At 54.6% G+C, this 24,465-nt stretch carries 24 protein-coding genes; 12 read left to right on the forward strand and 12 right to left on the reverse strand.

The window, feature by feature from the left end; translation table 11 throughout:
• Positions 1-4: 4 nt before the first annotated feature.
• Together fliD and H7846_RS08595 are read right to left on the reverse strand one after the other, a co-directional pair.
• Entirely contained in the window at positions 5-1,369 is a 1,365-nt protein-coding gene (fliD, locus tag H7846_RS08590) for a flagellar filament capping protein FliD (protein WP_186696033.1), read from the reverse strand.
• 147 nt (positions 1,370-1,516) lie between these two features.
• Positions 1,517-2,365 (reverse strand): flagellin, encoded by an 849-nt coding sequence (locus H7846_RS08595; protein ID WP_186696034.1) that lies wholly within the window; start codon positions 2,363-2,365, stop codon positions 1,517-1,519.
• 236 nt (positions 2,366-2,601) lie between these two features.
• Here H7846_RS08595 and H7846_RS08600 point away from each other — a divergent pair, with 236 nt between their 5' ends.
• From H7846_RS08600 to H7846_RS08610, 3 genes are read left to right on the forward strand one after another with little or no spacing between them, the layout of a single operon-like run.
• On the forward strand, positions 2,602-2,874 hold the full coding sequence (locus H7846_RS08600) for a flagellar FlbD family protein (RefSeq protein WP_186696035.1): 273 nt from the start codon (positions 2,602-2,604) through the stop codon (positions 2,872-2,874).
• Positions 2,875-2,901: 27 nt separating this feature from the next.
• The gene (locus H7846_RS08605) at positions 2,902-3,681 is read left to right on the forward strand and encodes a flagellar motor protein (protein ID WP_186696036.1); all 780 of its coding nucleotides are present in this window, start codon (positions 2,902-2,904) and stop codon (positions 3,679-3,681) included.
• On the forward strand, positions 3,678-4,433 hold the full coding sequence (locus tag H7846_RS08610) for a flagellar motor protein MotB (RefSeq protein ID WP_186696037.1): 756 nt from the start codon (positions 3,678-3,680) through the stop codon (positions 4,431-4,433). The genes H7846_RS08605 and H7846_RS08610 overlap by 4 nt, the downstream gene beginning before the upstream one ends.
• On the opposite strand, the gene H7846_RS08615 is transcribed toward H7846_RS08610, so the two are convergent.
• Positions 4,399-4,830 (reverse strand): secondary thiamine-phosphate synthase enzyme YjbQ, encoded by a 432-nt coding sequence (locus H7846_RS08615; RefSeq protein ID WP_186696038.1) that lies wholly within the window; start codon positions 4,828-4,830, stop codon positions 4,399-4,401. The two genes, H7846_RS08610 and H7846_RS08615, sit on opposite strands and share 35 nt — an antisense overlap.
• A 200-nt stretch (positions 4,831-5,030) precedes the next feature.
• Here H7846_RS08615 and H7846_RS08620 point away from each other — a divergent pair, with 200 nt between their 5' ends.
• Both H7846_RS08620 and recO read left to right on the forward strand, forming a co-directional pair.
• On the forward strand, positions 5,031-5,291 hold the full coding sequence (locus tag H7846_RS08620; protein ID WP_186696039.1) for a 4Fe-4S dicluster domain-containing protein: 261 nt from the start codon (positions 5,031-5,033) through the stop codon (positions 5,289-5,291).
• A 67-nt stretch (positions 5,292-5,358) separates the two neighbouring features.
• Positions 5,359-6,096 carry a DNA repair protein RecO gene (gene recO / locus H7846_RS08625; protein WP_186696040.1) on the forward strand — a complete coding sequence of 246 codons (738 nt, stop codon included), beginning with the start codon at positions 5,359-5,361 and terminating at the stop codon, positions 6,094-6,096.
• On the opposite strand, the gene H7846_RS08630 is transcribed toward recO, so the two are convergent.
• The 4 genes from H7846_RS08630 to H7846_RS08645 all read right to left on the reverse strand — a co-directional run bounded on the left by H7846_RS08630 (position 6,097) and on the right by H7846_RS08645 (position 10,419).
• The gene (locus tag H7846_RS08630) at positions 6,097-6,378 is read right to left on the reverse strand and encodes a 4a-hydroxytetrahydrobiopterin dehydratase (RefSeq protein ID WP_186696041.1); all 282 of its coding nucleotides are present in this window, start codon (positions 6,376-6,378) and stop codon (positions 6,097-6,099) included.
• 70 nt (positions 6,379-6,448) lie between these two features.
• On the reverse strand, positions 6,449-7,528 hold the full coding sequence (locus H7846_RS08635; protein WP_186696042.1) for an HD domain-containing phosphohydrolase: 1,080 nt from the start codon (positions 7,526-7,528) through the stop codon (positions 6,449-6,451).
• 113 nt (positions 7,529-7,641) lie between these two features.
• Positions 7,642-9,051, reverse strand: coding sequence for a bifunctional UDP-N-acetylglucosamine diphosphorylase/glucosamine-1-phosphate N-acetyltransferase GlmU (glmU, locus tag H7846_RS08640; protein ID WP_186696043.1), 1,410 nt, complete (start codon positions 9,049-9,051; stop codon positions 7,642-7,644).
• 63 nt (positions 9,052-9,114) lie between these two features.
• Positions 9,115-10,419 carry an NCS2 family permease gene (locus H7846_RS08645; protein ID WP_186696044.1) on the reverse strand — a complete coding sequence of 435 codons (1,305 nt, stop codon included), beginning with the start codon at positions 10,417-10,419 and terminating at the stop codon, positions 9,115-9,117.
• Positions 10,420-10,579: 160 nt separating this feature from the next.
• On the opposite strand from H7846_RS08645, the gene H7846_RS08650 reads away from it, so the two are divergent.
• The 3 genes from H7846_RS08650 to H7846_RS08660 are packed head-to-tail and all read left to right on the forward strand — an operon-like array spanning position 10,580 to position 12,169.
• On the forward strand, positions 10,580-11,416 hold the full coding sequence (locus H7846_RS08650) for a sulfite exporter TauE/SafE family protein (RefSeq protein WP_186696045.1): 837 nt from the start codon (positions 10,580-10,582) through the stop codon (positions 11,414-11,416).
• Positions 11,416-11,805: a DUF1634 domain-containing protein gene (locus H7846_RS08655; protein ID WP_255460976.1), complete on the forward strand. Its 390-nt coding sequence runs from the start codon at positions 11,416-11,418 to the stop codon at positions 11,803-11,805. The genes H7846_RS08650 and H7846_RS08655 overlap by 1 nt, the downstream gene beginning before the upstream one ends.
• A gap of 43 nt (positions 11,806-11,848) precedes the next feature.
• Positions 11,849-12,169 carry an HPF/RaiA family ribosome-associated protein gene (locus H7846_RS08660; RefSeq protein ID WP_186696047.1) on the forward strand — a complete coding sequence of 107 codons (321 nt, stop codon included), beginning with the start codon at positions 11,849-11,851 and terminating at the stop codon, positions 12,167-12,169.
• 17 nt (positions 12,170-12,186) lie between these two features.
• Here H7846_RS08660 and pgm read toward each other — a convergent pair whose 3' ends face one another.
• On the reverse strand, positions 12,187-13,833 hold the full coding sequence (pgm, locus tag H7846_RS08665; RefSeq protein WP_186696048.1) for a phosphoglucomutase (alpha-D-glucose-1,6-bisphosphate-dependent): 1,647 nt from the start codon (positions 13,831-13,833) through the stop codon (positions 12,187-12,189).
• Positions 13,834-14,156: 323 nt separating this feature from the next.
• Here pgm and H7846_RS08670 point away from each other — a divergent pair, with 323 nt between their 5' ends.
• Both H7846_RS08670 and H7846_RS08675 read left to right on the forward strand, forming a co-directional pair.
• Positions 14,157-16,115: a DNRLRE domain-containing protein gene (locus tag H7846_RS08670; RefSeq protein ID WP_186696049.1), complete on the forward strand. Its 1,959-nt coding sequence runs from the start codon at positions 14,157-14,159 to the stop codon at positions 16,113-16,115.
• Positions 16,116-16,225: 110 nt separating this feature from the next.
• Complete coding sequence (locus tag H7846_RS08675) at positions 16,226-18,163, forward strand: glycoside hydrolase family 88/105 protein (protein ID WP_186696050.1); 1,938 nt, start codon at positions 16,226-16,228, stop codon at positions 18,161-18,163.
• A 1-nt stretch (position 18,164) separates the two neighbouring features.
• Here the strand turns inward: H7846_RS08675 and H7846_RS08680 are convergent, their stop codons facing one another.
• From H7846_RS08680 to H7846_RS08695, 4 genes are all read right to left on the reverse strand, one after another.
• Complete coding sequence (locus H7846_RS08680; RefSeq protein ID WP_186696051.1) at positions 18,165-18,494, reverse strand: Hpt domain-containing protein; 330 nt, start codon at positions 18,492-18,494, stop codon at positions 18,165-18,167.
• Positions 18,495-18,636: 142 nt separating this feature from the next.
• The gene (locus tag H7846_RS08685; protein WP_186696052.1) at positions 18,637-19,035 is read right to left on the reverse strand and encodes a response regulator; all 399 of its coding nucleotides are present in this window, start codon (positions 19,033-19,035) and stop codon (positions 18,637-18,639) included.
• Positions 19,036-19,093: 58 nt separating this feature from the next.
• Complete coding sequence (locus tag H7846_RS08690) at positions 19,094-20,803, reverse strand: response regulator (protein ID WP_186696053.1); 1,710 nt, start codon at positions 20,801-20,803, stop codon at positions 19,094-19,096.
• Between the two features lie 240 nt (positions 20,804-21,043).
• Positions 21,044-22,111: a 1,9-bis(guanidino)-5-aza-nonane synthase gene (locus H7846_RS08695; protein WP_186696054.1), complete on the reverse strand. Its 1,068-nt coding sequence runs from the start codon at positions 22,109-22,111 to the stop codon at positions 21,044-21,046.
• Between the two features lie 221 nt (positions 22,112-22,332).
• Here H7846_RS08695 and pncB point away from each other — a divergent pair, with 221 nt between their 5' ends.
• Together pncB and H7846_RS08705 are read left to right on the forward strand one after the other, a co-directional pair.
• Entirely contained in the window at positions 22,333-23,637 is a 1,305-nt protein-coding gene (pncB, locus tag H7846_RS08700; protein ID WP_186696055.1) for a nicotinate phosphoribosyltransferase, read from the forward strand.
• A gap of 4 nt (positions 23,638-23,641) precedes the next feature.
• Entirely contained in the window at positions 23,642-24,451 is an 810-nt protein-coding gene (locus H7846_RS08705) for a CPBP family intramembrane glutamic endopeptidase (protein WP_186696056.1), read from the forward strand.
• Positions 24,452-24,465: the final 14 nt, after the last annotated feature.

The following is a 24,465-nucleotide window of genomic DNA, read 5'->3' on the forward strand; positions in this document are numbered from 1 at the left end:
GGGGCTACTGACCAGACTTATAACCGGTGATTGCGCTGTAGAGCTGATCAACCATGTTCAGCTGGCCAGGAAGCGACTGGAGGATCTGATTCGCGGTATTGAGTTCATTGGTCAGGCGAGTGCGATCGTCTGCTATGCGCGCTTCCTGATCGCTGATGTTTTTGTTCAGCATGGACTCCTGGGATGAGTTTTGTTGCAGGGCCAGGTAAATGGCGCCTTTGGTCGAGGTACTGCTCAAACCGCCAAGCATGGATGTGAAGGTCTGTCCGAAGCTATTGGAGTTCTGCAGAAAGCCCATGACATCGGTGAAGTTCTGATTGAGTGCGCTATCCAGGGTGCTCACATTCAAGTTCATCTGCCCATGCTGATCTACGGTAATACCGAGCTGTCCCAGGCTTTTGATCGCTCCGCTGGAGGATCCTGAGAGGAGTCCCTGAGAGAGTTGATTCTGAATCATTGCGAGCGTGGGGTCTCCGTAGAGAGGCTGTGGGTTACCGTTGGAGTCTTTTCCTTCCTGGGTTGTGATGTCGTTTACGACGGCGTTATAGGCCGTAACGAAGGCGTTAAAGGTTTGTTCGATAACGCTGTTGTTGTTCGTGATCTGGACCTGTACGGGCTGGTTGGGATTAGGGGAGACGGAAAGAAGCTGAAAGGTGACTCCGGGGATCAAACCGGTGACGGTGTTGGATGCGCTTGTAGTGTTCAGTCCATCCACGTTGAGGCTGGCATCCATCCCCTGCATGCCCTGTTGGAATCCGATGGAGGTCCCGGTGACGTCGTTTGTGAGGGAGGCACTGAGAGAGATTTCACCTGCGGCTCCGCTGGTCTTGCTCACCAGTGAGAGTCGCGAGCCTGTGGTGTCAGTCACGATGGAGGCGGAGACTCCCATCGATGCAGCGTTGATGGAGGCAGCGAGTTGCGAGAGAGTTTGACCGCTAATGTTGAGGGTCTGATTGTTTCCGCCGATCGTAAGGGTGAGAGATCCGCTTAAGGTGCTGGTTGCGTCGGTGATCTTGTCGGAGTACTGAGAGGATGTCTGAGCAAGGTGATTCACGACGATGGTATGACTACCTGCCACAGCCAGGTTGCTGGCCGAGGAGAGAGCGAGCACATCGGGGTTCGAGCTGGACCCCTGCTTGGAGGCGAAGACGCCGTTGAAGTCGGTGAGGTTTTGCAGGGCAGTCGCGAGGGTGGAGAGATCCGTTCCGAACTTGCTGAGAGCAGTATCCTGCGCCTGGAGATTCGTCAGCTGTGTCTTCCATGGTTTTTCAATCGCCTGCTCGGCAGCCAGAATCTGATTGACGGTGGAGGTGACATCGAAGCCCTGTCCGCTGTTGATCGGGCCAAAATTGATTCCAACAGTACCCATTTGTTTTCCTCTCGGCGGCTGCGGCAATGGAGGAGCAATTAAAAGTCCTAAGGCAGGAAGGCAAAATTAGGCCGTTCTCATTGCTCGCTGGAGAATGCAAAAAACCAATGACGGACGGCTTAAGCCGTCCGTCATTGAATCGGTTGATTACTGGAGGAGTTTGAGGACATCCTGCTGAACCGCATTGGCCTGAGAGAGCGCGGCAATGCCAGTTTCGCTGAGGATTTTGTATTTGGCCATATCGCTGGTCGCCTGGCCGTAGTTGGTGGCACGGATGTTGTTTTCCGCTGAAGCCAGATTGACCGACTGTGAGTTGGCTACGTTGGCTGCGGCATTGAGTTGGTTGATGTTGGCGCCGAGGGTGCCGCGCTGGTAAGCGACGTCCTGAACGGCGGTGGTGAGGGTGGTCAAAATGCTGGATGCAGTGGTCGCACTCAGGGTGGCATTGGTGGTGAGGTCGGCCCCGCCGCCGCCCGAGGTAGTTCCGACGCTGCTCTTGGCGAGCGTTCCAACCGTTTGCGCGAAGGTGCTTGCGCCCGACGAGGTACCGTCACTGACGAAGATGTTAACTGCGGTTGCGGAGAAGACGTTGTTGCCGTTGTAGTTCGTCGTCTTTCCGATGTTGTCAATCTCGGTCAGTATGTTTTGATACTCCTGATTGGCGGAGCCGACCTGACTGCTGTTGAGTGTGCCGTTGGCTGCTTCGGTAGCCAGGGTGATGGCGCGCGTGAGCAGGTTGGTGACCTGAGCGAGGGCTCCGTCGGCGGTTTGCAGCATTCCGACGCCGGCGCTGGCATTCTGGGCCGACTGGGTGAGAGCGGCGACGTTGGCGTGCAGACCGTCCGCGAGGGCAAGGCCGGCGGCATCGTCTGCACCGCTGTTGATGCGTGAACCGGACGAGAGCTGCGTCAGCGTGTTCTGCAGGTTCTGTTGTGTCAGGTTCAGGTTGTTCTGCGCGTAGATGGCTGAGATGTTGTTCAATACACCCAAAGACATGGGGGAACACTCCTCTTTATGGCTCGAATTGAGTTACCGCACCGCCTGTCTCTAGTGCCCGGATGTTGGGAGAACCCTCGATCCGGATGACCTTGTGAAAAGGCGTTGCGTTCCCACCTCTCATCGGCGCGGTAGCAGGGGACTTGAGTCGAGTCCTCGGAACCTTGGTAATGGAGGGCTGCAATCTATTGGATTTGTATTCGGGTGCCGATAGAGAGGCAAGAGGAAATGTCTCCATGATTGAATTGACCCGCCTGAATGGCAGTCGTCTGAGTATTAATTGCGATCTCATCAAGTACGCGGACTCTGCTCCTGATACGGTTCTGACCCTGGTGACCGGCGAAAAGCTGGTCGTACTGGAAGCTAGAGCAGAAGTAACGAAGAGAATCCTGGAGTATCGCGCATCGATCCTTCGTTGTGCGTGGCCGGATGCGGGCACGGCGCTCAGCGCAAAGGGGGCGCATTCATCGCAGGAACTGGCTGCTGAAGCCGCTAAAGCTACAACCTAAACAGCAGATCTTTTGGAAGAGGATGTTATGGACATTGCCAGCATTGGTGGCATCATCGTCGCGATTCTCGGCATTCTGGCCGGCATGATGATTGAAGGCGGAAGCGTCAGCCAGATTACCCAACCGACCGCAGCCCTGATTGTGATTGGAGGCACCACGGGGGCTGTGTTGCTCCAGTTCCCTCTGAAGATTGTTTTGGCTGCTCTGCGACAGATGTTCAAGATCTTCTTTTCTGGAAAAGAAGATAACGAAGAGGTTTTGAAGCAGCTTGTCCAGTTTGCGAACAAAGCAAGAAAGAGCGGCATTGTTTCGCTTGACCAGGATCTTAGTTCGGTGGAGGACCCGTTTTTTCGTCAGGCTTTAATGCTTGCGATCGATGGAATGGAGCCGAGCGAGGTCCGGAAGATTATGCAGATGGAACTGGACAACAAGTCAGAGATGGAGGAGAAGATTCCGCAGGTCTTTGAAGCAGCTGGTGGATACTCACCGACGGTGGGAATTATCGGCGCCGTATTGGGGCTTATCCAGGTGATGCAACATCTGGACAACATTACGGAGGTAGGGCGTGGAATTGCGGTCGCCTTTGTTGCCACGATCTATGGAGTGGGGTTGGCGAATCTGATCTGCCTGCCTGTTGCGGGTAAGTTGAAGATTCGCCACAGAGAGGAACAGATGGTGAAGGAGATGATTCTTGAAGGTGTCATCTCGATTTTGGAGGGAATGAATCCTCGCATGATGGAGACGAAGCTGCGAACTTTTCTGGCAGATGGTCACGCAGTTGAGATGACGGCGGAGGTTGCAGTATGAGTCGGAAGAAGGAGCATGGGCATGTGAACCATGAGCGATGGCTGGTGTCGTACGCGGATTTTATTACGCTGCTCTTCGCGTTTTTTGTTGTGTTGTTTGCTTCTAGTCAGGCCGACAAAAATAAACAGGCGCAGATCGCAGCAGCCATGCAGATGGCGTTTACTCCTTTAGGTGGTTTTGAGGCTCATGCCAAAACGCCTCCACTGGAAGCAACGTCAGGCAGTTCCCCTGTTACAAAACCCGCAGCGCTGGCGATGCCATTTCCTCAAATGGGCAGGGTGACTCCTGCTGAGGAGAAAATAGAGTCCAGGCTGAATGAAATGATCCGGCAGGCTGCGGCGAAACTGCCAGAGGGAAGCATTACGACGCGGGTCACGCCAGAGGGATTGGTGGTCTCTTTGCATGAGATTGGATTCTTTGCCTCGGGTTCGGCCGGAGTTCGCAAAGAGTCGACTCCGACGCTGAGGGCACTCGCAGCAATGCTTCCTGATTCGCCTCTCCGTGTGGAGGGGCATACCGATAATGTCCCGATCCATACATCGCGATACTCGTCGAACTGGGAGCTTTCGACGGCTCGGGCCAGCATGATAGCCCGGTTTCTGCTGGAGCATGGAACGATGCATCCCAATCATGTTGCTGCTGCAGGGTATGCGGAGTTCCACCCGGTGGCCTCAAATGCTACCGCCCAGGGGAGAAGTCAGAACCGGCGGGTCGATATTATCCTTTTGCGATCCCCAACACCTTCACAATGACCCGTTTTGATCGCTGTCCATCGAACTCCGCATAGAAGATGCGCTGCCATGTCCCGAGGTCGAGGCGCCCCTTCGTTATAGGAAGCGTGGTTTCATGATGCAGTAGAAGCGCCTTCAGGTGAGCGTCGGCGTTATCTTCGCCGGTCTGGTGGTGCTTGTAGCCGGGCCAGCGTGGGGCGAGCTTTTCCAGCCAGACGCCGATATCCTCGATGAGGCCATCTTCATGGTCGTTGACGTAAATCGCTGCAGTAATGTGCATGGGCGAAACGAAGCAGAGTCCGTCTTCGATACCGCTGCGTCGCACGATTTCTTCGACTTGCGGTGTAATGTGGACCATCTCATAACGTTGACGGGTGTTGAAGGTGAGGTATTCGGTATGGGCTTTGGCTTGCGGCATGAAGATAAGGCTCCCCAAAAGAGTTTCTTTAGGTGAGCATACTTGGCAGCCTTTATTGGTGAGCAACCGAAATAGGTCTGAATGAGTCCTATTTGTGGGGCGAGTTTCAGATTATGGATTGCACGGATTTTGCTGCTAGAATCGGAGCAAACGCCCACAACTGAAGATTTCAGACGCGGCAAAAGGGAGAGATTAGAGAGATGGCTTATGTGATTGCGGAACCTTGCATCGGGACGAAGGATACGGCCTGTGTTGATGCTTGCCCGGTCGACTGTATCCACCCGAAGAAGGATGAGGCTGGCCACGCCGATACGGAGCAGCTGTACATCGATCCAGTCGAGTGCATCGACTGTGGCGCGTGTGTTCCTGTGTGTCCGGTGTCGGCGATCTACGCAGGAGACGACCTTCCGGAGAAGTGGGTGAACTTCCAGCAGAAGGCTGCCGACCACTACGGCCGCTAAATTTACACCGCAGACGCGGGAAGAAGATGCGCGTGGCTTTTGCCGCGCGCTTTTCGTTTGGTGAACGATGAGACAACGGCAGAGCGAGGCGATTGTCCTGCGGACATGGCCTTTTGAAGAGGCCGATTTGCTGGTGAGCCTTCTGACAAGGGACCAGGGGCGGATCAAGGGAGTGGCACGCCATGCCATGCGGTCGCGGCGTAGGTTTGGCGGAGCTCTGGAGCCGATGACCTACGTCCGGGCCGCGTATGCAGAGAAGCCGAAACAGGAGCTGGCGCGGCTGGATGGATTTGAGATTCTATGGTCTCCTCTTGCAGAGAAAGTTGATTATGGGCGTACTGCAGCGTTGGAGTTTGTTGCAGAGGTCCTTGAAGAGGTCCTTCCGGAACAGGCTCCGGATGATGCCGTGTTTCGACTGGCCATCGCTGTCATCGAGGAGATGCACGCCGGACGAGTATGGATGCCGGTAATGTACTTCGCCTTATGGATCAGCCGCCTTATGGGATGGATGCCGGCGCTTGGGCGTTGTGTCGCCTGTGGTGCGGATCTACGCGGGATGTCTGTGTGGTATTCACCACTGGCGGATGGGGTGACGTGTGAGGATGATCGGGGCAACCAGAGTTTGCTGTTGCCTTCAGGGGGCATTGCGGAGACGCAGAGGATCTTTCGCTCGTCTGTCCGAGAGCTTGCACAGGAAGAATGGCCAAAGAGAAGGGCTGAGGCACTGCGTCATTTTGCGATCGCGCTTCTGGAGCGCCATCTAGAGCGTAGGGTCCGCAGCGCGCGTGCCTTGGAGCGCATCTAGTTATACGAGTTCGTGGCTCAAACGGGCTGCCATTTTGGCGTCTCGGGTGGTGATTCCGCCAGCATCGTGCGAGATAAGTCCAAGGCGAACTTTGTTGTAGCGAATGTCGATGTCAGGGTGATGCCCGGCTGCTTCGGCGAGTCCGGCAACCCGGTTTACGAATGCCATCGCCTGAACAAAATTTTCAAAGGTCCAGTCGCGGACGAGCTTTCCCGATTCGAGCTTCCATTCAGGATTCTGCTTGAGTAGGGTGTCAACGTCGGATGTGTTGAGGACAGTCATGTCGCCTCCCTGGGATGTGGTTCCCATGCTAAAGCGATGAGAGAAAACAGGGAACGGTTGCAGGGGTGGGTCAGATTGCTGTGAGGGCGTCAAAGCCAGGTTGTTCAGCTTTGTCCCGGATCTTCTGCCAATGGTCGTGGGGGATTTTCAAAAAAACTTCGACAATGGCGGGGTCGAATTGTGTTCCAGAACATGCAGCGATTTCAGCACGGGCAGCTTCAAACGAGGTTCCCTTACGATAGGGGCGGTCGGAGGTCATAGCGTCGAGCGTGTCGGCGATGGCGAAGATGCGCGCTCCCAGGGGAATATGTGTCCCCTTAAGCCCTCGTGGGTATCCAGTCCCATTGAAGCATTCCTGGTGGGCATAGACGATCTCGGCGGCATCGCAAAGGAAAGGTATCTTGCGCAGCATCTCATACCCTCTTTGGCAGTGCTCACGCATGATAGCGATCTCGGTGGGGTCGAGGCGTCCTGGTTTGAGCAAGATGGCGTCCGGAGTTGCGATCTTTCCGATGTCGTGAAGGAACGCCCCGCGAGCGATTGTGCGTAAATCGTCGTAACTTACGCCCATAGCTCTAGCCAGTTCGATGGTATAGGCGGTGACCCGCTTTGAGTGTCCTTCCGTTTCTTGATCGCGCAGGTCGAGAGCATCTCCCATTGCTTCAATGGTGATATCGTAGCTGCGCTCAAGATCCTGCATGATCGCCCGGAGTCGGCTGGTGCGAGTGGAGATGATCTCTTCAAGATGTTGCCGGTACGCAGCATTCTGTTGGAGATGTCTTCGGTGCTCGGCGGCACGAGCGACTACACTTTCAAGCTGTTTCCGTTCGAAGGGCTTCAAAAGATAATCGAAAGCTCCACGGCGGAAGGCATTGGTGGCGACATGGATGTCCCGCACAGCCGAGAACATGATGACGGGAAGGTCGGGGTGATTTGAGGTGATCCGGTCAAGAAGCGCAAGGCCGTCTGTCCCGGGCATCATAATGTCGGACAAGACGAGAGAATAGTGGGGGTCCTGACTTAAAAGGTCGATGGCTTCGTTTGCGTCAGAGGCAGTAACAGCAGAGTGCCCTCCATGCTCCAGAAGGCTCGCAACGATACCGCGCGATGGCGCTTCGTCATCGACAACCAGGATTCTTTCCTGCCGCATTTGCTCCCTGAAACTCCTCTGCGTGGTGCGCTTTGCTTTCCTGCAATATCGGCATTGAGGATAGAAGCATTATCTATGATTGGACGCTAGAGTCTAGCGTTAATTATTTCTGTCTACTGAGGCTGCTTCTTGCGGTTCGCCACCCAGTCTGGTTTTACTATCTGGCGGGCGCGGCCGAGCGCCAGCGAACCGGAGGGAACATCTTCAGTAATGCAGCTCCCTGCGGCGACATAAGCACCAGATTCAATGGTGACCGGAGCAACCAGGGTCGAATCGGAACCTACGAATACATGATCCCCGATAGTGGTTTGGTGTTTATGGACGCCGTCGTAATTGCAGGTGATGGCGCCAGCTCCGATGTTGACACCTTCTCCGATGGCGGCGTCACCAAGATAGTTAAGGTGATTGGCCTTCGATCCCGCTCCAAGAGTCACTTTTTTTGTCTCGACGAAGTTGCCGACGTGAGCGCCGGCTCCAATACGGCTCTCTGGGCGGAGATGAGAGTAAGGGCCAATGATGGCCCCCTCTGCAATGACGGCGGAGTCCATGATGCATCCGTTGCGGACGGTAATGTTGTCACCCAAAGAGGAGTTTTGAATGACAGAGTAGGAGCGAATGCGGCAGTCAGAACCGATGCGTGTTGAGCCAAGAAGTTGGACATAGGGTTCGATGACCGTATCCGGTCCGATAGTGACCTCGCTGTCAATCACCGATGTTTCGGGACGGAAGATAGTGACGCCGGAAGCCATCAAACGTTTCGCCGTTGCGAGGCGCATCGCGGCATCCAAGTGCATCATTTCGGCAATGGTGTTTGCGCCGAGGACTTCGTCGACGCTTTCGGCTTGAACGGCAATTACCCTCTGGCGATCAGAGACAAGCATGGCAGCGACATCGGTGAGGTAGAACTCTCCGTGGGCATTGTCGGTGTTGAGCAGATCCAGTTTGTCAAAGAGTGCAGAGGTACGGAAGCAGTAGATTCCAGAGTTGATTTCAGGCGTGGCGAGTTGATCGGGAGTGAGGGACTTCTGCTCAATAATGGCGGTAACTTCAGGGCGATCTGGCGCGACGCGAAAGATGCGACCATAGCCGGTTGGATCAGGCGGAACCGCCGTAAGAATTGTCATTGCCGCTTTTTCGCGAAGATGAGCTTCGCAGATCGAAGCGATGGTTTCAGGACGGATCAGGGGAACATCGCCGGACAGCACAAGAAGATTTTCTGGAATTGAGGTGCCGGAGAGTGCGAAGAAAGCTTTCACCATCTGGAGCGCATGACCGGTCCCACGTTGCTCCGGTTGAAGAACGAACTGGATTCCGGTGGATTCCACGGCTGCGCGAACGCTGTCGGCCTCGTGTCCGATAATGCAGTAGATTTGGTTCGCAGGGACGACCTTTTCAGAAGCTGCGATCACGTGAAGTAAAAGCGCCCTGCCGCCGATTTCATGGAGAACTTTGGGACGCTTGCTCTTAAGCCGTGTCCCTTTTCCGGCTGCCATAATCGCGATAGCGAATGCTTTGTTATCCATTGTTGCTTATCTTCTCATGAGGGATTCAAATCCACGAATGAGATTCAGGCATTGGAAGCGGGTTTAACGATGAAGAAAGAAGAAGCGCATCAGGAAAAGAATGGCTAATAGATAGAGCATCCAGCTGGAACGTTTGGCCCTCCCGGTAAGAACTTCCAGTAGAGCGTAGCTGGTGAGTCCAAAGCTGAGACCATCGGCAATCGACCATGTGAGTGGAATGGTGGTAACGGTCAGAAACGCCGGGATGGCAATCACCGGATCGGTCCATTCGATCTGGCCCAATCCGGTGACCATCAGGCCGCCAACCAGGATCAGCGCTGGTGCCGTGGCGAAGCTGGGGATAGCTCCTACAAGCGGAGCGATGAATAGTGAGACCAGAAACAGAGCACCTGTCACGATGGCGGTTACTCCGGTCCGCCCGCCTGCTGCAACGCCTGCGGAGGATTCGACATAGCTGGTTACGGTGCTCGTTCCGGTCAGCGAGCCAACAATCGTGGCAGTTGCGTCGGCAAAGAAGATGCGGTTCAGTCGCGGAATCTGATGATCGGGTGTCATCAGATTTGCCCGTTCCGAGACGGCGACGAGGGTGCCGATGTTGTCGAAGAGATCGACGAAGAGAAAAACAAAAATGATTTCCGCGGCTCCAATCCGAAGCGCTCCGCGAACATCAAGTCGGAAAACGGTCTCGCTCAACGAGGCCAGGTGATAGGGAACTGGGGCCCAGTGGACCTGTCCCAAGGCCAGTCCGGCGGCCATCGTTCCGAGTACCCCGATCAGCATGGCAGCTCGCACCCTCAAAACCTGTAAGGTCGCGATCAGGATCAGGCCGAAGATGGCGAGCGCAGTCGTGGGAGCCCGCAGGTTTCCTAAAGCCACCGTTGTCGTTGCATTGGGAACGATGATGCCAGAATTACGGAAGCCAATGAAGGCGATAAACAGGCCGATGCCGCCAGCTACAGCAGCGTGAAGCTGATGCGGAATTGCGCTGACCAGCATCTGGCGAATCCCGGTAAAGGTGAGGATGAGAAAGATGACTCCGGAGAGAAAAACCGCTCCCAGGGCAGTTTGCCAGGGAACGTGCATTCCCTTTACGACTGTGTAGGTGAAGTAAGCATTCAACCCCATTCCGGGAGCCAGAGCCAGGGGATAGTTGGCGAAGGCACCCATCAGAACGCTGCCAAAAGCTGCGCACAGGCAGGTGGCTGCGGTGACGGCAGCAATCGGCATCCCTGTCTCATGCAAGATAGCGGGATTGACGAAAATGATGTAGGCCATCGTAATGAACGTCGTACATCCAGCCAGAATCTCCGTACGCCAGTTGGTTGCTCGCTCCGTAAAGCCAAAATACTGTTCCAGTCGTGAGCGCATCCGCCTCCCGTTCTATTTGCTGAATAAGGGTTACTTTCAGGATACGTGAAGGTGATGCCGCGGCTGCGCAGAACTTCGCATGAATCGGCCGTCTCCAACGGTTGTGGCGGTCGAGCCTTCTCCGTAATAGAGTGGACTCATTCGGTGTCGATGGAGGGGGATGCCCGCTTACGAGTTTACGTTGATTGTTTTTTTTGTATCAACGGCCGCCGGCCTTATTGGAGCATTAACAGGCCTAGGCGGTGGAGTCATTGTTACCCCGGCCCTTACGTTGCTTCTTGGGGTCGACATTCGTTACGCCATCGGTGCCAGCTTGGTCTCAGTGATCGCAACCTCTTCTGGAGCCGCAGCGGCTTATGTTCGAGATGGATTGTCGAATATACGAATCGGCATGTTTCTCGAACTGGCAACAACCGTTGGAGCCATCTGTGGCGCGATGCTTTCTACGAAGATTCCAACGGCTGCTTTGGCGGTCATCTTTGGGCTCGTTTTATTGCACTCGGCATGGCAGACAAGCCAGGCACGGCATGACGGGAACCACGAAACGACCCCAACTCCGCTTGCAGAGAGACTGAAATTGAATGGCATTCTGCAAACGGAAAATGGGAATCTTGCTTACTCCGTATCTCGCCCAGGGGCCGGGTTTGGCTTGATGTATATTGCGGGCTTGCTCTCCGGGTTGCTCGGGATTGGCTCAGGCGCTCTCAAGGTGATTGCAATGGACCGGATCATGAGGATCCCTTTCAAGGTGTCGACTGCGACCAGCAGCTTTATGATCGGCGTCACCGGAGTGGCCAGTGCGGCTATCTACCTTAAGCGCGGATATATCCATCCTGTGATTGCATTGCCTGTCATGTTCGGAGTTCTTTCCGGGGCAATGGTGGGAGCGCGCCTTTTACCTCGGCTTCCCGTGCCCGTTCTACGGCGCATATTTGCTGTCATCGTCGCTGTCATTGCAGTCCAGATGATCATCGAAGGAATCAGGGGGAAGGTGTGATGGAGGTCAAAGATCCTCAGCTTCAACGAATGATCGGATTCACTCTTCGCTCGGGAGTGATGGTCGCAATCCTGATCGGCCTTTTTGGAGGGACAATCTTCTTTCAGGCTCATCGCGAAGACACGGTCGCTTTCCATGTCTTTGCCGGAACGAAGTCGCTCTATGCCTCTCCGATACGAACGGTACAACAGGCACTCCACCCCCAGGTCCAGGATAAAGAAAATCGCGGACTCGCGATTGCACAGGTAGGAATCATCTGCCTTTTGCTGACCCCTGTGATCCGGGTGGCTTTTTCACTGATTGGATTTGCTTTGGAACGTGACACGGCTTACGTATGCATCACTGCGATCGTCTTAACGACATTAACAATTAGTTTGCTTATGCACTGAGAATGAGTTAAACATTTGTTTCGCAAATTCTGAAGAGGTGATTATGCAGATCTTGGTCAATGGCGATAACCAGATTTCGGTGGATGCACGACTCACTGAATTTGTTCAAGACGAGGTGGGACGAGCTTTAGGGCGATTTGGAGGTCGTTTGACGAGAGTAGAGGTCCACCTCAGTGATCACAATGGACCAAAGTCGGGCGCTTCACCCGACAAACGATGCCTTATTGAAGCCAGACCTTCGGGATGGCAGCCTGTCTCGGCGAGTGATGATGCGAACTCAGTCGCGGAAGCGGTATCGAACGCAGCAAACAAGATGAAATGTCAGCTTGAAAGCGCATTTGGGCGGGCTGCAGATAAGCGATAATCTGCAGCCCGCAACGGCTATGCAATTGCGGCATCGACCAAGGCTTGTGCTTCAGCCTGAATCTGCTTCAGGTGATCCGCACCTTTGAAGCTTTCGGCATAGATCTTGTAGACGTCTTCTGTGCCGGAGGGGCGTGCCGCAAACCAGCCGTTCGCGGTTGCAACTTTCAGGCCGCCGATTGGTGCATGGTTACCCGGAGCTTCTGTCAGAATTGCCGTAATTGGTTCGCCCGCAAGTTCTTTTGCTGTGACCTGCGAGGCAGAAAGTTTGCCGAGCTTGGCCTTCTGTTCCTTGTTGGCAGCTGCGTCGATACGCTGATAAACGGGTGACCCGTATTTAGCAGTTAGCTCCTGGTAGAGCTCTCCTGGATCGCGTCCTGTGCGGACGGTCATCTCGGCGGCAAGGAGGCCGGGAATGATGCCATCTTTGTCGGTAGTCCAGACGATTCCGTTCCGGCGAAGGAAACTAGCACCAGCCGATTCCTCTCCTCCAAAACCGAGCGAGCCGTCGATCAGGCCGTCGACGAACCATTTGAAGCCGACGGGAACCTCGAGCACGGGGCGATTGAGTCCTTTGGCGACTCGGTCGATGATGCTGGAAGAAACGAGAGTCTTGCCGATTGCGGTTGTATCCTTCCACTCTGGACGGTGGGTGAAGAGGTACTGGATCATGACTGCCAGATAGTGATTCGGATTCAGCAGGCCGGCAGATCGAGTGACGATGCCATGTCGATCATGGTCGGTGTCGGAGGCCCAGGCCACGTCATACTTCTCTTTATTGGCGATCATGCTGGCCATGGCGTATGGACTGGAGCAGTCCATACGGATACGGCCATCCCAATCGAGAGTCATAAACCGGAAGGTGGGATCGACGTTGCGGTTGAGAATCTCCAGGGGAAGGTTGTATTTCTCGGCAATCCTCGGCCAGTAATGAACTCCTGCACCTCCAAGCGGATCGACGGCGAGTTTGAGCTTCGTCCCATGTAAAACAGAGAAGTCGATCACGTTGGTCAGGTCGTTTACATAAGCGGTGATGTAGTCGTGCCGATAGGTCTTGTCAGCGCTCAGCGCACGAGCGTATGAAATGCGTTTAACATCCTTCAGGCCGCTCGCAATGATCTCGTTGGCGCGGTTCTCAATCCATTTTGTGGCGGCGGTATCGGCAGGTCCGCCATGGGGAGGGTTGTATTTGAAGCCGCCATCCTCTGGAGGATTATGAGAGGGTGTGATCACAATGCCATCGGCACGGTGCAGCTTCGGATTGGCATTGTGAGTCAGGATCGCGTGAGAGAGCACAGGCGTTGGCGTGTAGCCCAGATGTTCGTCGATCATGACTTCAACGTTGTTGGCGGCGAGAACCTCAAGCGCAGTGGTGAAGGCAGGCTCTGAGAGAGCATGGGTGTCACGGGCAAGAAACAGAGGCCCAATCGTATGCTGGCCCGTGCGATATTCAACAATCGCCTGCGTAATTGCAGCGATGTGATCGTCATTGAACGATGCGGCAAATGCCGAACCGCGATGCCCAGAGGTTCCGAATGCAACCTTTTGCGCTGGCACGCTGGTATCGGGATGAAGCGCGTAATACGCGGTGATGAGGCGAGGGATATCTACAAGGGTATCGAGCGAAGGAAGGTGGCCAGGTTGATTGCGATCAGATGAACTCATCGAAGATACATATCCTTTGTCTGTTGAACTTCTCACCTCTGAGATGCGAGGCAAAAGAGAAGGCCGAGTCGAATCCAAAATAGAACTTTTTAGATGCAGGGATACTACGGAAGTTGTAGCCGTTCTAGTTGTATTTCCGTGTGACCTGTCCTAAAACGAGGGTACTCCCAGTTTTCTGTTTCATGAGTTGCTGGTTTATCGCCGGCGATGGCAACGTGCATTGCAGAGTTTGGATCGTTGTTAAAGCAGACAGCCCTCTGTCAGTTTAGATGAGCTGCGGAGGGCGCTGGCGAGAATCTTCAAGAAGGTGCGTTCGAGTCCTGATGTTTCGGTGGTGGACGGGGTTCCTGATACTACTTCTCTCGGTCCATGCATCGGCCATTGAAGCAACATTAGTAGCAGACGCACATATTAATTCGGCCCGACCAACCGCAAATAGCGGAACTATTTCGAATCTGAATGTAGGAGGCGGATATACAACCCTCCTTCAGTTTGATCTGGGGACTCTGCCGACAGGGACTACAGCTTCTCAGATCTCCCGAGCAGTACTTCGACTCTTTTGCAATCGAGCGGATGCGCCAGGCATGGTTAACCTTGCTTTGATCAGCGCAGGCTGGGGCGAGTACAGCGTTACCTATGCAACACGTCCTGGGTTGGCTGCCCCTGTACAGTCGTTTCCAGTCAATCAAGCCGGAGCCTATGTGACGGTTGATGTAACGCCTTTGGTGCAGGGGTGGATCGCCGTGCCTTCCGGCAACAATGGCATCGCTCTCACGTCGGATACGGGTATCTTGCAGTTCGATAGCAAAGAAAATGATCTGACCGGTCATGCTCCTGCGCTTGAGATTCAGCTCGTATCGCAAGGGCCAAAGGGAGATACAGGGGCAACCGGAGCAACGGGATTGCAGGGGGCGGAGGGACCTGTCGGCCCGCAAGGTCCGATCGGCCTAACGGGAGCTGTTGGGTCCCCCGGGGCGAGAGGTGACACAGGAGTGAGTGGACCTAAGGGGGATATGGGACCGGTGGGTCCACAGGGCCCCCAGGGACTTCAGGGGGTACCGGGGCCACAAGGAGAGAGTGGTCCTGCCGGGCCAGCAGGACAGCCGGGAATGGGTTATCAAGGAACCTTTTCCCTTGTTAAGACCTATTCGTATGGCGATGTCGTCTTCTGGCAGGGAAGCAGTTACGCTTCGCTCGTCAACGGTAATTTTGGAAACGTCCCGACGACAGGCTCTGTGTGGTGGGGACCTCTCAGTTCTCAGGGGGCGACAGGTGCTCAAGGGGCAATCGGGCCTCCAGGTCCTGTGGGCATGACCTTTCGTGGTCTTTACTCTTCATCGGTCACTTATGCGGCTGGTGACGGCGTGACCTACGATGGCGCCGGGTATGTATCTCTGACGAATGGAAACCAGGGAAATCTTCCGGACCAGGCTCCTGCTGTCTGGGGAAAGTTTGCAGCGGGAACGCAAGGACCTCCTGGAGTGACTGGCGTCCAGGGAATTCAAGGTCCACAGGGAGTTCAGGGGCCAGTGGGTCCTCAAGGATCTGTGGGAGCAACTGGACCCCAAGGGTTACAAGGTCCTTCAGGACCGGCCGGAGTGAGCTTTAAAGGGGCATGGTCGGTGGCGACAAGTTATGTCGCAAATGACGCGGTCTTCTATGACGGCAGCACCTATTTCGCATTCGTGACGAATATTGGAGTGCAACCGGATACCTCCACAACGGTCTGGGGATTGTTGGCTCAGAAAGGAAGCGCAGGGGCAACCGGTCCGGGCGGGCAGGCAGCTACGGTCAGTGTCGGGACAGTTACAACAGGAGCGCCAGGAACTCCGGCTTCGGTGACGAACTCCGGTACTTCTGCTGCGGCGGTTTTCAACTTTACGATTCCGCAAGGGGCAGCAGCCAGCGGCGGGGCAAGCAATGGAAGCGCCTCCTTTGCATCGGTCTATCACGCGGTTTCATTTACTACGCCGTATTACTCCATCAGCAATACAAACCAGGCGGCGAATGAGACTGCTGCTGTTCTGACCTGGATTCCTGAGGGGTGTGGGGCAACATCATTAGCAGTCTATTCGCAGCAGGGCAATACTATTACGGTGACGATGCGCATGGGAATACCAGGTTCACTTGCGAATACGTCCTTATCCTGTTCGGTTTCCACGGGCTCGAGCTGTACCTCACCGGTCAGCGTTACGATTCCCGCGGGAAACTTCGTCGACCTGATCGTCACAGGAGCGAACGGAACCTCGGCAGGCGTCTGGACCTCATTGTTGTGTAATTAAGCTGAATCTTTCTCTACTTCTTATCTGACGTCAACCGCACTCGCAGATCAGGAGAAGGAGCAGGTATGCTGTTGTCTTGCTGATTTTAGATGCGCTGTGAGGTGTAGAAGATGGGGTTGTTTCGAGTTGCGGCTTTTGGATGTGCCATTGGGTTCCAGGCGATTTGGTGTGCCGGAGCCTGGGCTGAGGGAGCGCTGAAGATCGATCAGCCATCTGCGAAGATGGCTGAATCCGTGATGCGCCAATGGCCAAACGGCGTAGTCTCGACACAAAATCATCCATCTGCTTGGGGATATGAAGAAGGTGTTTTATTGGACGGAATGGCCGCACAATGGCACACTACCGCCAATGGCGACGACTACCGTTACATCAAGGCCGCAGTCGATAAGTACGTCACAGAAGATGGAACCATCAAGACCTATCATGCGGATGCTCACAGTTTGGATGAGATTGAGATGGGGCGGTCTGTACTGCTGGTCTATCGTGTGAGCCAGCAGCCAAAGTACTACAAGGCGGCGAAGTTCATTCACGATCAGCTTGCGTCGCAGCCCAGAACTTCAAGTGGAGGCTACTGGCACAAGCAGATTTATCCGAACCAGATGTGGCTCGATGGCGCTTATATGGCCGAACCGTTTCGCGCCGAGTATGCCGCGACCTTTCAACAGCCGGAAGATTTCAACGACATTGCCAAGCAACTTCTGTTGATGGACCAGCACATGCGTGACGCAAGAACAGGTTTGTTGCGTCATGGATGGGACGAATCGAAACAGATGAAATGGGCCGACCCGAAGACTGGACTGTCCCCTGAAGCATGGGGAAGAGCGATGGGGTGGTATGCGATGGCTCTGGTGGACGTGTTGGACTGGTTTCCAGTCGATCATCCTGACCGTCCTGAGCTTGTTCGTGCTCTGAATCGCGTGGCGAAATCGATTGTGACTTATCAGGATAAGAAGACGAGTCTCTGGTGGCAGGTACTGGATAAAAGCTCGCAGAAGGGGAACTTTACCGAAGCCTCAGCGAGCTGCATGTTTGTATATTCGCTTGCGAAAGGCGTCCGCATGGGATACCTTCCGCAAGCCGATCTATCTGCCGCTCGTCGTGGCTGGAGTGCGATTCAGGCTGCGTTCGTGACGGCAACTCCCGATGGACTAACAGCCCTGAAAGGAACGGTGAAGGTCGGCGGACTAGGAGGTACACCCTACCGTTCAGGAACTTTCGATTACTACATCGGAGAGAAAACGATCCTCAATGATGCAAAGGGCATCGGAGCATTTTTGCTCGCTGGATCGGAGATGGCGCAGGCTCCGACAGAAGCTTTGGGGCAAGGAAAAACTGTTCTCGTGGATGCGTGGTTCAACTCGCAGACGCGAAAGAATGCTGCAGGTCAGGCGGAGCTTTTCCACTACAAATGGGATGACGATGCCAACTCGGGCTTTGCCTTCTTTGGCCGCGCCTTTCAGCGTTATGGTGTAAGGCTCGATACGTTAAAAACGGCGCCGACCGTAGCCGATTTAAAGAAAGCCCAGATCTATATCATCTCTTCTCCAGACATCCCCGCTAAGAATCCTCACCCGAACTATATGGATAAAGCGAGTGGAGATGCGATTGAAGCCTGGGTCAAGGCGGGCGGGGTTTTGATTCTGATGGAAAATGATAAGAACAACTCAGAGTTTGAGCATTTCAATACTCTGAGCGAGCGTTTTGGCATCCACTTTAATGCGGTTCTGCGAAATACGGTCGACAATAACAACTGGCCACAGGGAACAGTGATGATTCCGAAGGGAACCGGAATCTTCGAATACGCCCACAAGGCATATCTCAAAGAGATTTCTACGATCACTCCGGAGGCTCCTGCCAAGTCGATCCTGACCGATCAAGGAGACGTTCTTATGGCCGTGGCCAAGGTGGGCAAGGGAATCGTGTTTGCTGTAGTTGATCCATGGATTTACAACGAGTACGTGGACCGCAGAAACAACCTGCCATTAGATTTCGATGGGTTTGATGCAGCGATTGATCTGGCGGGATGGGCAGTGCGACAGGCGAAATGATTTACAGGTGCGGCGCGAGGAGCGATCGGAGCTGCTGCATAAAAGAAACCAGATGAGGGAGTTTCTCTGGAGTCGGCTGCTTGAAGATGTGTTCAATCTCGCTGGCTGCCTCTCCGGCCTCGATATACCCGAACATGCCGAGATTGCCAGAGAGCTTATGCGCCGCGGATTGCGCTTCGGCACGCATCGCCTCCGCAAGGTTTCCATTGAGCATTGTGCGAATGGCATCTTCGAGAAGATCGAGGCGGGCACGTGTTGATGGGAGATGGCGTTGCCATATCTCCTGTAGAAAGCTATGAATCGCGGGATCAGGGGTGGAGGCTTGGTCCATGGGATATCCGGCTTCTGGACTCGGCTGCGTCGAGATGCTCTGTTTAGCGGTTCCGATTCCTCAAACGATCTTTGTCAATAGTGTATGGCTTAATCGGGGAAATGGTTCCTGGTGGCGTTACTTTGGTGCGATGTTGTGTGATCTATTTCAGCGCAGAATTTGAGAGTGCAGAACCCCAGTGCAGGGCTTCCGTAATCTGTGCAGCAAGGGTGAGCGGGTCGAATGGTTTGAAGAGAACAGCTGCAACTCCCAGGTCCGCGAAGCGCCGCCGGTCCATGCCCTGTACTTTTGCAGTCAGCAGCAAGACAGGGATGTGAGAGATGGCTGGAATCTCCTGCATTTGGAGGAAGGTATCAGGGCCATCCTGACCCGGCATCATCACGTCCATCAGGATCGCATCCGGCTGATGAATTCTTGCCATCTCAATCCCTTGCTCGCCAGAAGAAGCAGAAAAAACCTGCCATCCTGCTGTCGCCTCCAGAGAGAGAGAGGCCACTTCACGGATATCGTCTTCGTCATCAATAATCAGGATTCGGCGCATGACCCCTTCCATCTTCTCATGTCGCTATAAGAGCTGTGCTGAAGGGGATGCGAGGAGACTAGGCGGCGGGTTCTCGCGAAAGCAGATTCGTGAATCGGTTGCGAACCTGATGGAGCATCGAGAGTACCAGCCCCTCGACTTCCTGCGGTTGTATTTTGGCCTTTGTGAGAAACTCTGTAGGGCCAAGCCGCAGCTTCGTTCTCTCGATGTCCGAGAGTTCGCGGCCGGAGTAGACGACCAAGGGGATGCTCTGAAGCTGAGGTTGCTGCCGAAGCCATTCTACGAGGGAGAATCCATCCCCATCAGGTAGGGTCAGATCGAGAATGAGCAGGTCGGGTCGGCGATTGAGGCAATGGCGGATGGCCATCTGTCGGTTCTGCACGTGTTCCACTTGTACAGACGCATCGCGAAAATTAGCAATCAGTACGCTGGCGAGGTCTTCGTCATCTTCCACAAGAAGGATATGCGCGGATCCTTCTCCATGATGCAGAACCCTGCTCAGCTCTGCGAAGAGATGATTCTCATTAAATGGTTTTTGGACCCATCCCTGAGCCTCTCCTGCAAGCTGAGACCGGAGATCGGAAGAGAGTACGCTGAGTACGACCACCGGAATTGCAGCGGTTACAGGATTGTTACGAAGTCGCTGCAGAGTTTCCCACCCGCTGAGTCCAGGCATATAGAGGTCAAGCAGGATAGCTCCAAAGGATTGTTTCGACGCCAGCCGGAGTACCTCTTCTCCGCTGCTTGCCTCTATCACCGTATATCCCCGGCGCATGAGATTTTCTGCCACGACGGTGCGCACGCCAGGGTCGTCGTCGCAGAGAAGAATCTCTTGCTGTGAACTGGCGCCGAGAGGAGTCGTTTCTGGAAGAGGAAGGTCGCTGGCCCGTGCAGTCCGGGGTAGCATGACGAAAAGCGTTGTACCTTTGATCGGATTTCGTTGGGCCCATATAGAACCGCTGTGCTGCTGAACGATGCTCCGGCAGATGGAGAGCCCTAGCCCTGTTCCTCCACGCTGCTTTGCATCGGCATGTTCCACCTGTTCAAAACGATCGAAGATGGAATCGAGCTTATCGGTGGGTATTCCGCGACCTTCGTCCACAACCTTTACCAGGATGGAATCGGAGGTCGCATCGATATGGACGCGTACCGTCGATGCTGGTGGAGAAAATTTAATGGCGTTCGATAACAGGTTAGTCAGCACCTGAAGGATGCGGTCTGGATCACCATCGAAGAAGAGAGAGTTGGTGGAGCCCGTCTGCCCTGAAACATAGGGGACGAGTTCAAGATGTACTGTGTGATTTTCTGCCATGGGCGTCATGGTCTCAATGGCTTGCTGGCAGAGATCATGGAGTGAGCAGCGCCGAATCTGAAGAGGAGCTCTTCCAGATTCCATCCGCTCCAGGTCGAGGATGTCATTAATCAGCCGGATCAGCCGGTCAGTGTTTGTAGTCGCAATCCGAAGAAGATTAAGTGCTCGTGGATCCATCTCTCCCATCGTTCCGGAAACCAGTAGGCCAAGCGCTCCCCGGATGCTGGTAAGGGGGGTTCTCAACTCATGAGAGACAGTCGAGATGAATTCATCTTTCAGACGATCGAGCTGGGAGCGTTCCGAAAGCTGTTTCTTGTCTTGGTATTGCTGCTCGCGTGCCTCCATTAGTTGGACGGCCAATTCGCGCGTCGAACGGCGAGCGCGAAGAAAGGCAAGTAGTAAAACCACAGTGAAAGCTGTCAGAGAGATGAGCCCTAGAACCAGGAGCATATCCATGCTGAATAACCCTTAAGTAACCTTGGCAGTAAGATCGGGGAGAAATGAGCTAACCAAGCCTAAACCCCAAAAGTGAAGCAGATAGACACTGTTTCCTAACGGTAGGGTATACCCTATCACCTCAAAATGTATAACGAAAGTAACCTAAATGAGAAATAGGCTGAGTTTTCCTACGGCGAAAATATCAGAGACAGAAAAAGCCGCCCGAAGGCGACTTTTTCTCTTGGTCCGCAGGAGGGGCTAAATTCCAACGGTGACCTGATCCAGGATGGTTGCCCATTTCTTCCCCTGGCGGGAACCCTGAGCGTTTTTGTGGAAGGCGTATCCGGCGATCAAGGGGAGCGCCAGGGTGGCTTCCGAGTACACCATCTGCTCATAGGTCGTATCGACCTTGCCCCAGCTAGAAGCTTCCTTTAAAGTCGAGCCGGAGAGCGCACCGTCGCGGGCGTCGGCCACGGTGATCTGGATCGCATACTTGTGCATCGAGGCCTCTACGCCGAGGATGTCAGCGGCAACGACAATATCCTGGGCGAAGTTCTTCGGCACACCACCGCCGATCATCAATAGGCCGGTGGTTGGGTTGGCGATTTTGAGCTGCGTCAACTCATAGAAGTCTTTGCCCGAATCGATCGAGACAGAGGGCTTGCCCTGACGGTCGTGCAGGTGGGCGACTAGGCCGAACCCGGCGGAGCAGTCTGAGAAGGCCGGACAGAAGATCGGCACATTTTTCTCGTAGGCGGCGAGCACGATGGAATCCTTGCCACCGTTCTGCGGGGTCTTGCCGTTCTTGGCGAGGTAGGCTCCCATCTCGCGGATGAATTCACGTGAGCTGTGGGGGCGGGGTTCCAGCGAATTGGTGATCTGGTGGGTCGTCTCGTCGCAGATGCGTAGCTCTTCTTCGTCGATGAAGGTGTCGTAGATGCGATCGATCATCAACTCTCGCAGAACATTGTCGCGCTCGCCGTACTTGTACTCGTCACCGGCAATGTAGTGATAGAAGCCGAGAGCCTCGAAGAAGTCCTGGTCGACGATATTGGCGCCGGTTGAGACGATGGCATCCACCATATTGTTGCGGACGAGGTCGATGATGACCTTCTGCAAACCTGCCGAGATCAGCGATCCGGCGAGGCAAAGGATCACTCCGCATTCGGTGTCGCGGAGCATCATCTCGTAGATCGAAGCGGCGCGGGCGGTGTCGCGCGAGCTGAAGGCCATTGACTGCATGGCATCGACCAGAGCCACGACGTTGTGTTGCTTGATATCGATGTGCTGAATGGGCTGGGCGAGGAGTTCTTTTTTCGTGGACATAACCTATCTAGGATACCAACGTTTGAGACTGGATTGGCGCAGGGTTCACGTGAATTTAATGCGTTCGAACAGGGCCGATTTCAGAAGGGAAACCAGGGCTCCAACGAGCGGACCCATCGTTTTGTAGTCTTGATGTAGTGCTGGCACTTGCAACTCTTCCTGGGAAGTGGGTCCGCAACCAGAAGTTGCGCCGTTCTGTGACAAAGGTGAGACTGTAGGGCATGAACGTCAACCTGGCTGAGAGGGCCCACAACCACAATTGGAAGCTCGATCCGATCGTCCGTTCGCTACTTGATACGGACTTTTACAAGTTGCTGATGCTGCAGTTCATCTGGAAGAACTTCCCACGGGTGCACGTTACCTCGGAGACCACCAATCGAACGACTTCTGTACGCCTGGCTGAACAGATCTCTGCGGAGGTGTTGATCGAACAGATGGAGCATGTGCGCCAACTTCGCTTCCGCAAGAGCGAGCTTATTTGGCTGGCCGGGAACACATTCTATGGCACACGCACTATCTTCGAGCCTGCGTTCCTCGACTGGCTGGAGAAAGATTTTCGCCTCTCGGACTACGAGGTCCTAGAGCACGATGGTCAGCTGGTTCTTCGTTTCTCTGGCCTCTGGACTGAGGTGACCATGTGGGAGATCTACGGTCTTGCTCTTTTGAGCGAGATGAAGACGCGGGCTGCTCTAAGCAAGCTCAGTGAGCTGGAGTTGGACATCCTCTATGCTCGTGCCAAAACACGGCTCTGGGACAAGATCGAAAAGTTGCGAAAAGTGCCTGGGATTAGCATCTCCGAGTTTGGGACCCGGCGTCGCCACTCCTTCCTTTGGCAGGAATATGTTGTCCTGGCGATGCGGGCAGGGATTGGCGAAAGTCTTTCTGGAACCTCCAATACTTACCTTGCGTACAAACACGATATGGAAGCGATGGGAACCAACGCACATGAGCTCCCCATGGCCCTGGCGGCGATCTCGAATTCTGACGAAGAGCTGCATCAGTCGCAGTACCGTGTACTGGAACTCTGGCAACAAAGCTACGGTGGCGAGCTGCTCATTCTGCTCCCCGATACCTTTGGTACCACACAGTTTTTGCAGGGAGCACCCGATTGGGTTGCCGACTGGACGGGGCAGCGCTGCGACTCCAAAGATCCTTTTGTCGCCGGTGATGAGTACATTGCATGGTTGATGAGCCGTGGTCGTGACGCTCGCCGTAAGCGTTTGATTGCCTCCGACGGTCTGGACGTCGACGAGATCATTGCGCTCCAGACGTATTTCAAAGATCGCATCCGTTTCAGTGCAGGGTGGGGGACCCTGCTAACGAACGACTTCCGAGGCTGCCATCCGCGTGGCGAACATGACTTTGAACCAATCAGTTTGGTCTGCAAACTTATATCTGTTGAAGGGAGACCCGCCGTAAAGCTCAGCGACAACGCCCACAAGGCGACCGGCCCTGTCGATGAGGTCGAACGTTATCGCCGTATCTTTGGGACGATGGCTATCGAGGGTGCGGAAGTCGTCGTGTAAGCAAATGAGACAATCCTCTCTTTCGCGCTGGTATGGTTTTGCGCGTGTGCTCCTTTTCTTTGCCGCCTGTGCGGTTCTGCTCATTGTTGCTTCTTCATACATGCCGAAACGGCCGGCCTTTGCGCCACAGATCGCTCTGGGGATCGTTACAAGCATCGCAACGTGGTTCCTTACGTGGATCTTTTGCCGTTGGGATGGCATACGGCTCAAGGATGTTGGCGCGACCTTTCGGATTCAAAGCCTCTCCCGTCTTCTGTTCGGAGCAACACTGGGGATTGCCCTCGTAGCGGTTCAGGCATTCTTTATTGCACTGATAGCTCACGCTCGTTGGACGCGAGTTCCCCATACGAACGCGTGGACCGCAATTGTTCCGTTGTTCGCATATCTGTCGCTTGCCTGTCGAGAAGAGCTGGCCTTTCGTGGATATCCGTTACGACGCATGGAGAGCTTCTTTGGGTCTCTTGCAGCGCAGCTAATTGTAGCTATTGTCTTTGCCTTGGAACATGTGGGCGGTGGTTATACATGGGGGAACGCCTTCCTTGGTGTCTTTGTAGGATCGCTGCTCTTTGGCATGGCAGCGCTTGCAACCCGAGGACTTGCCGTTCCGATTGGGCTTCATGTGATGTGGAACTTCGGGCAATGGGTCCTCGGCGAGAAAGAGTCGTTGGGGTTATGGAAGGTATTGATCGATGACAGGTTTCAGGCCCGTGCCCAGGTGGTGGGAATGGTGACCTATCTCCTGGGAGCCGGTATTGTCATCCTCGCCTTCTGGTGGCAATACCAGAAAAGCCGCGCATCGAAGCCGCTACCATAGGCCAGATATACTCG

It is taken from the genome of Edaphobacter sp. 4G125, assembly GCF_014274685.1.
Lineage (GTDB): Bacteria > Acidobacteriota > Terriglobia > Terriglobales > Acidobacteriaceae > Edaphobacter.

Bases quoted from the DNA above. Each gene is read 5' to 3' on its own strand.
- H7846_RS08645 (WP_186696044.1), bottom strand. From the start codon at position 10,419: ATGCGCTCACGACTGGAACAGTATTTTGGCTTTACGGAGCGAGCAACC.
- H7846_RS08610 (WP_186696037.1), top strand. From the start codon at position 3,678: ATGAGTCGGAAGAAGGAGCATGGGCATGTGAACCATGAGCGATGGCTG.
- H7846_RS08620 (WP_186696039.1), top strand. From the start codon at position 5,031: ATGGCTTATGTGATTGCGGAACCTTGCATCGGGACGAAGGATACGGCC.
- H7846_RS08595 (WP_186696034.1), bottom strand. From the start codon at position 2,365: ATGTCTTTGGGTGTATTGAACAACATCTCAGCCATCTACGCGCAGAAC.
- H7846_RS08615 (WP_186696038.1), bottom strand. From the start codon at position 4,830: ATGCCGCAAGCCAAAGCCCATACCGAATACCTCACCTTCAACACCCGT.
- pgm (WP_186696048.1), bottom strand. From the start codon at position 13,833: ATGAGTTCATCTGATCGCAATCAACCTGGCCACCTTCCTTCGCTCGAT.
- H7846_RS08675 (WP_186696050.1), top strand. From the start codon at position 16,226: ATGGGGTTGTTTCGAGTTGCGGCTTTTGGATGTGCCATTGGGTTCCAG.
- H7846_RS08655 (WP_255460976.1), top strand. From the start codon at position 11,416: ATGGAGGTCAAAGATCCTCAGCTTCAACGAATGATCGGATTCACTCTT.
- H7846_RS08695 (WP_186696054.1), bottom strand. From the start codon at position 22,111: ATGTCCACGAAAAAAGAACTCCTCGCCCAGCCCATTCAGCACATCGAT.
- pncB (WP_186696055.1), top strand. From the start codon at position 22,333: ATGAACGTCAACCTGGCTGAGAGGGCCCACAACCACAATTGGAAGCTC.
- H7846_RS08670 (WP_186696049.1), top strand. From the start codon at position 14,157: ATGTTTCGGTGGTGGACGGGGTTCCTGATACTACTTCTCTCGGTCCAT.
- H7846_RS08605 (WP_186696036.1), top strand. From the start codon at position 2,902: ATGGACATTGCCAGCATTGGTGGCATCATCGTCGCGATTCTCGGCATT.
- H7846_RS08705 (WP_186696056.1), top strand. From the start codon at position 23,642: ATGAGACAATCCTCTCTTTCGCGCTGGTATGGTTTTGCGCGTGTGCTC.
- glmU (WP_186696043.1), bottom strand. From the start codon at position 9,051: ATGGATAACAAAGCATTCGCTATCGCGATTATGGCAGCCGGAAAAGGG.
- H7846_RS08685 (WP_186696052.1), bottom strand. From the start codon at position 19,035: ATGCGCCGAATCCTGATTATTGATGACGAAGACGATATCCGTGAAGTG.
- H7846_RS08635 (WP_186696042.1), bottom strand. From the start codon at position 7,528: ATGCGGCAGGAAAGAATCCTGGTTGTCGATGACGAAGCGCCATCGCGC.
- H7846_RS08630 (WP_186696041.1), bottom strand. From the start codon at position 6,378: ATGACTGTCCTCAACACATCCGACGTTGACACCCTACTCAAGCAGAAT.
- recO (WP_186696040.1), top strand. From the start codon at position 5,359: ATGAGACAACGGCAGAGCGAGGCGATTGTCCTGCGGACATGGCCTTTT.
- H7846_RS08600 (WP_186696035.1), top strand. From the start codon at position 2,602: ATGATTGAATTGACCCGCCTGAATGGCAGTCGTCTGAGTATTAATTGC.
- H7846_RS08690 (WP_186696053.1), bottom strand. From the start codon at position 20,803: ATGGATATGCTCCTGGTTCTAGGGCTCATCTCTCTGACAGCTTTCACT.
- H7846_RS08650 (WP_186696045.1), top strand. From the start codon at position 10,580: ATGCCCGCTTACGAGTTTACGTTGATTGTTTTTTTTGTATCAACGGCC.
- fliD (WP_186696033.1), bottom strand. From the start codon at position 1,369: ATGGGTACTGTTGGAATCAATTTTGGCCCGATCAACAGCGGACAGGGC.
- H7846_RS08680 (WP_186696051.1), bottom strand. From the start codon at position 18,494: ATGGACCAAGCCTCCACCCCTGATCCCGCGATTCATAGCTTTCTACAG.
- H7846_RS08660 (WP_186696047.1), top strand. From the start codon at position 11,849: ATGCAGATCTTGGTCAATGGCGATAACCAGATTTCGGTGGATGCACGA.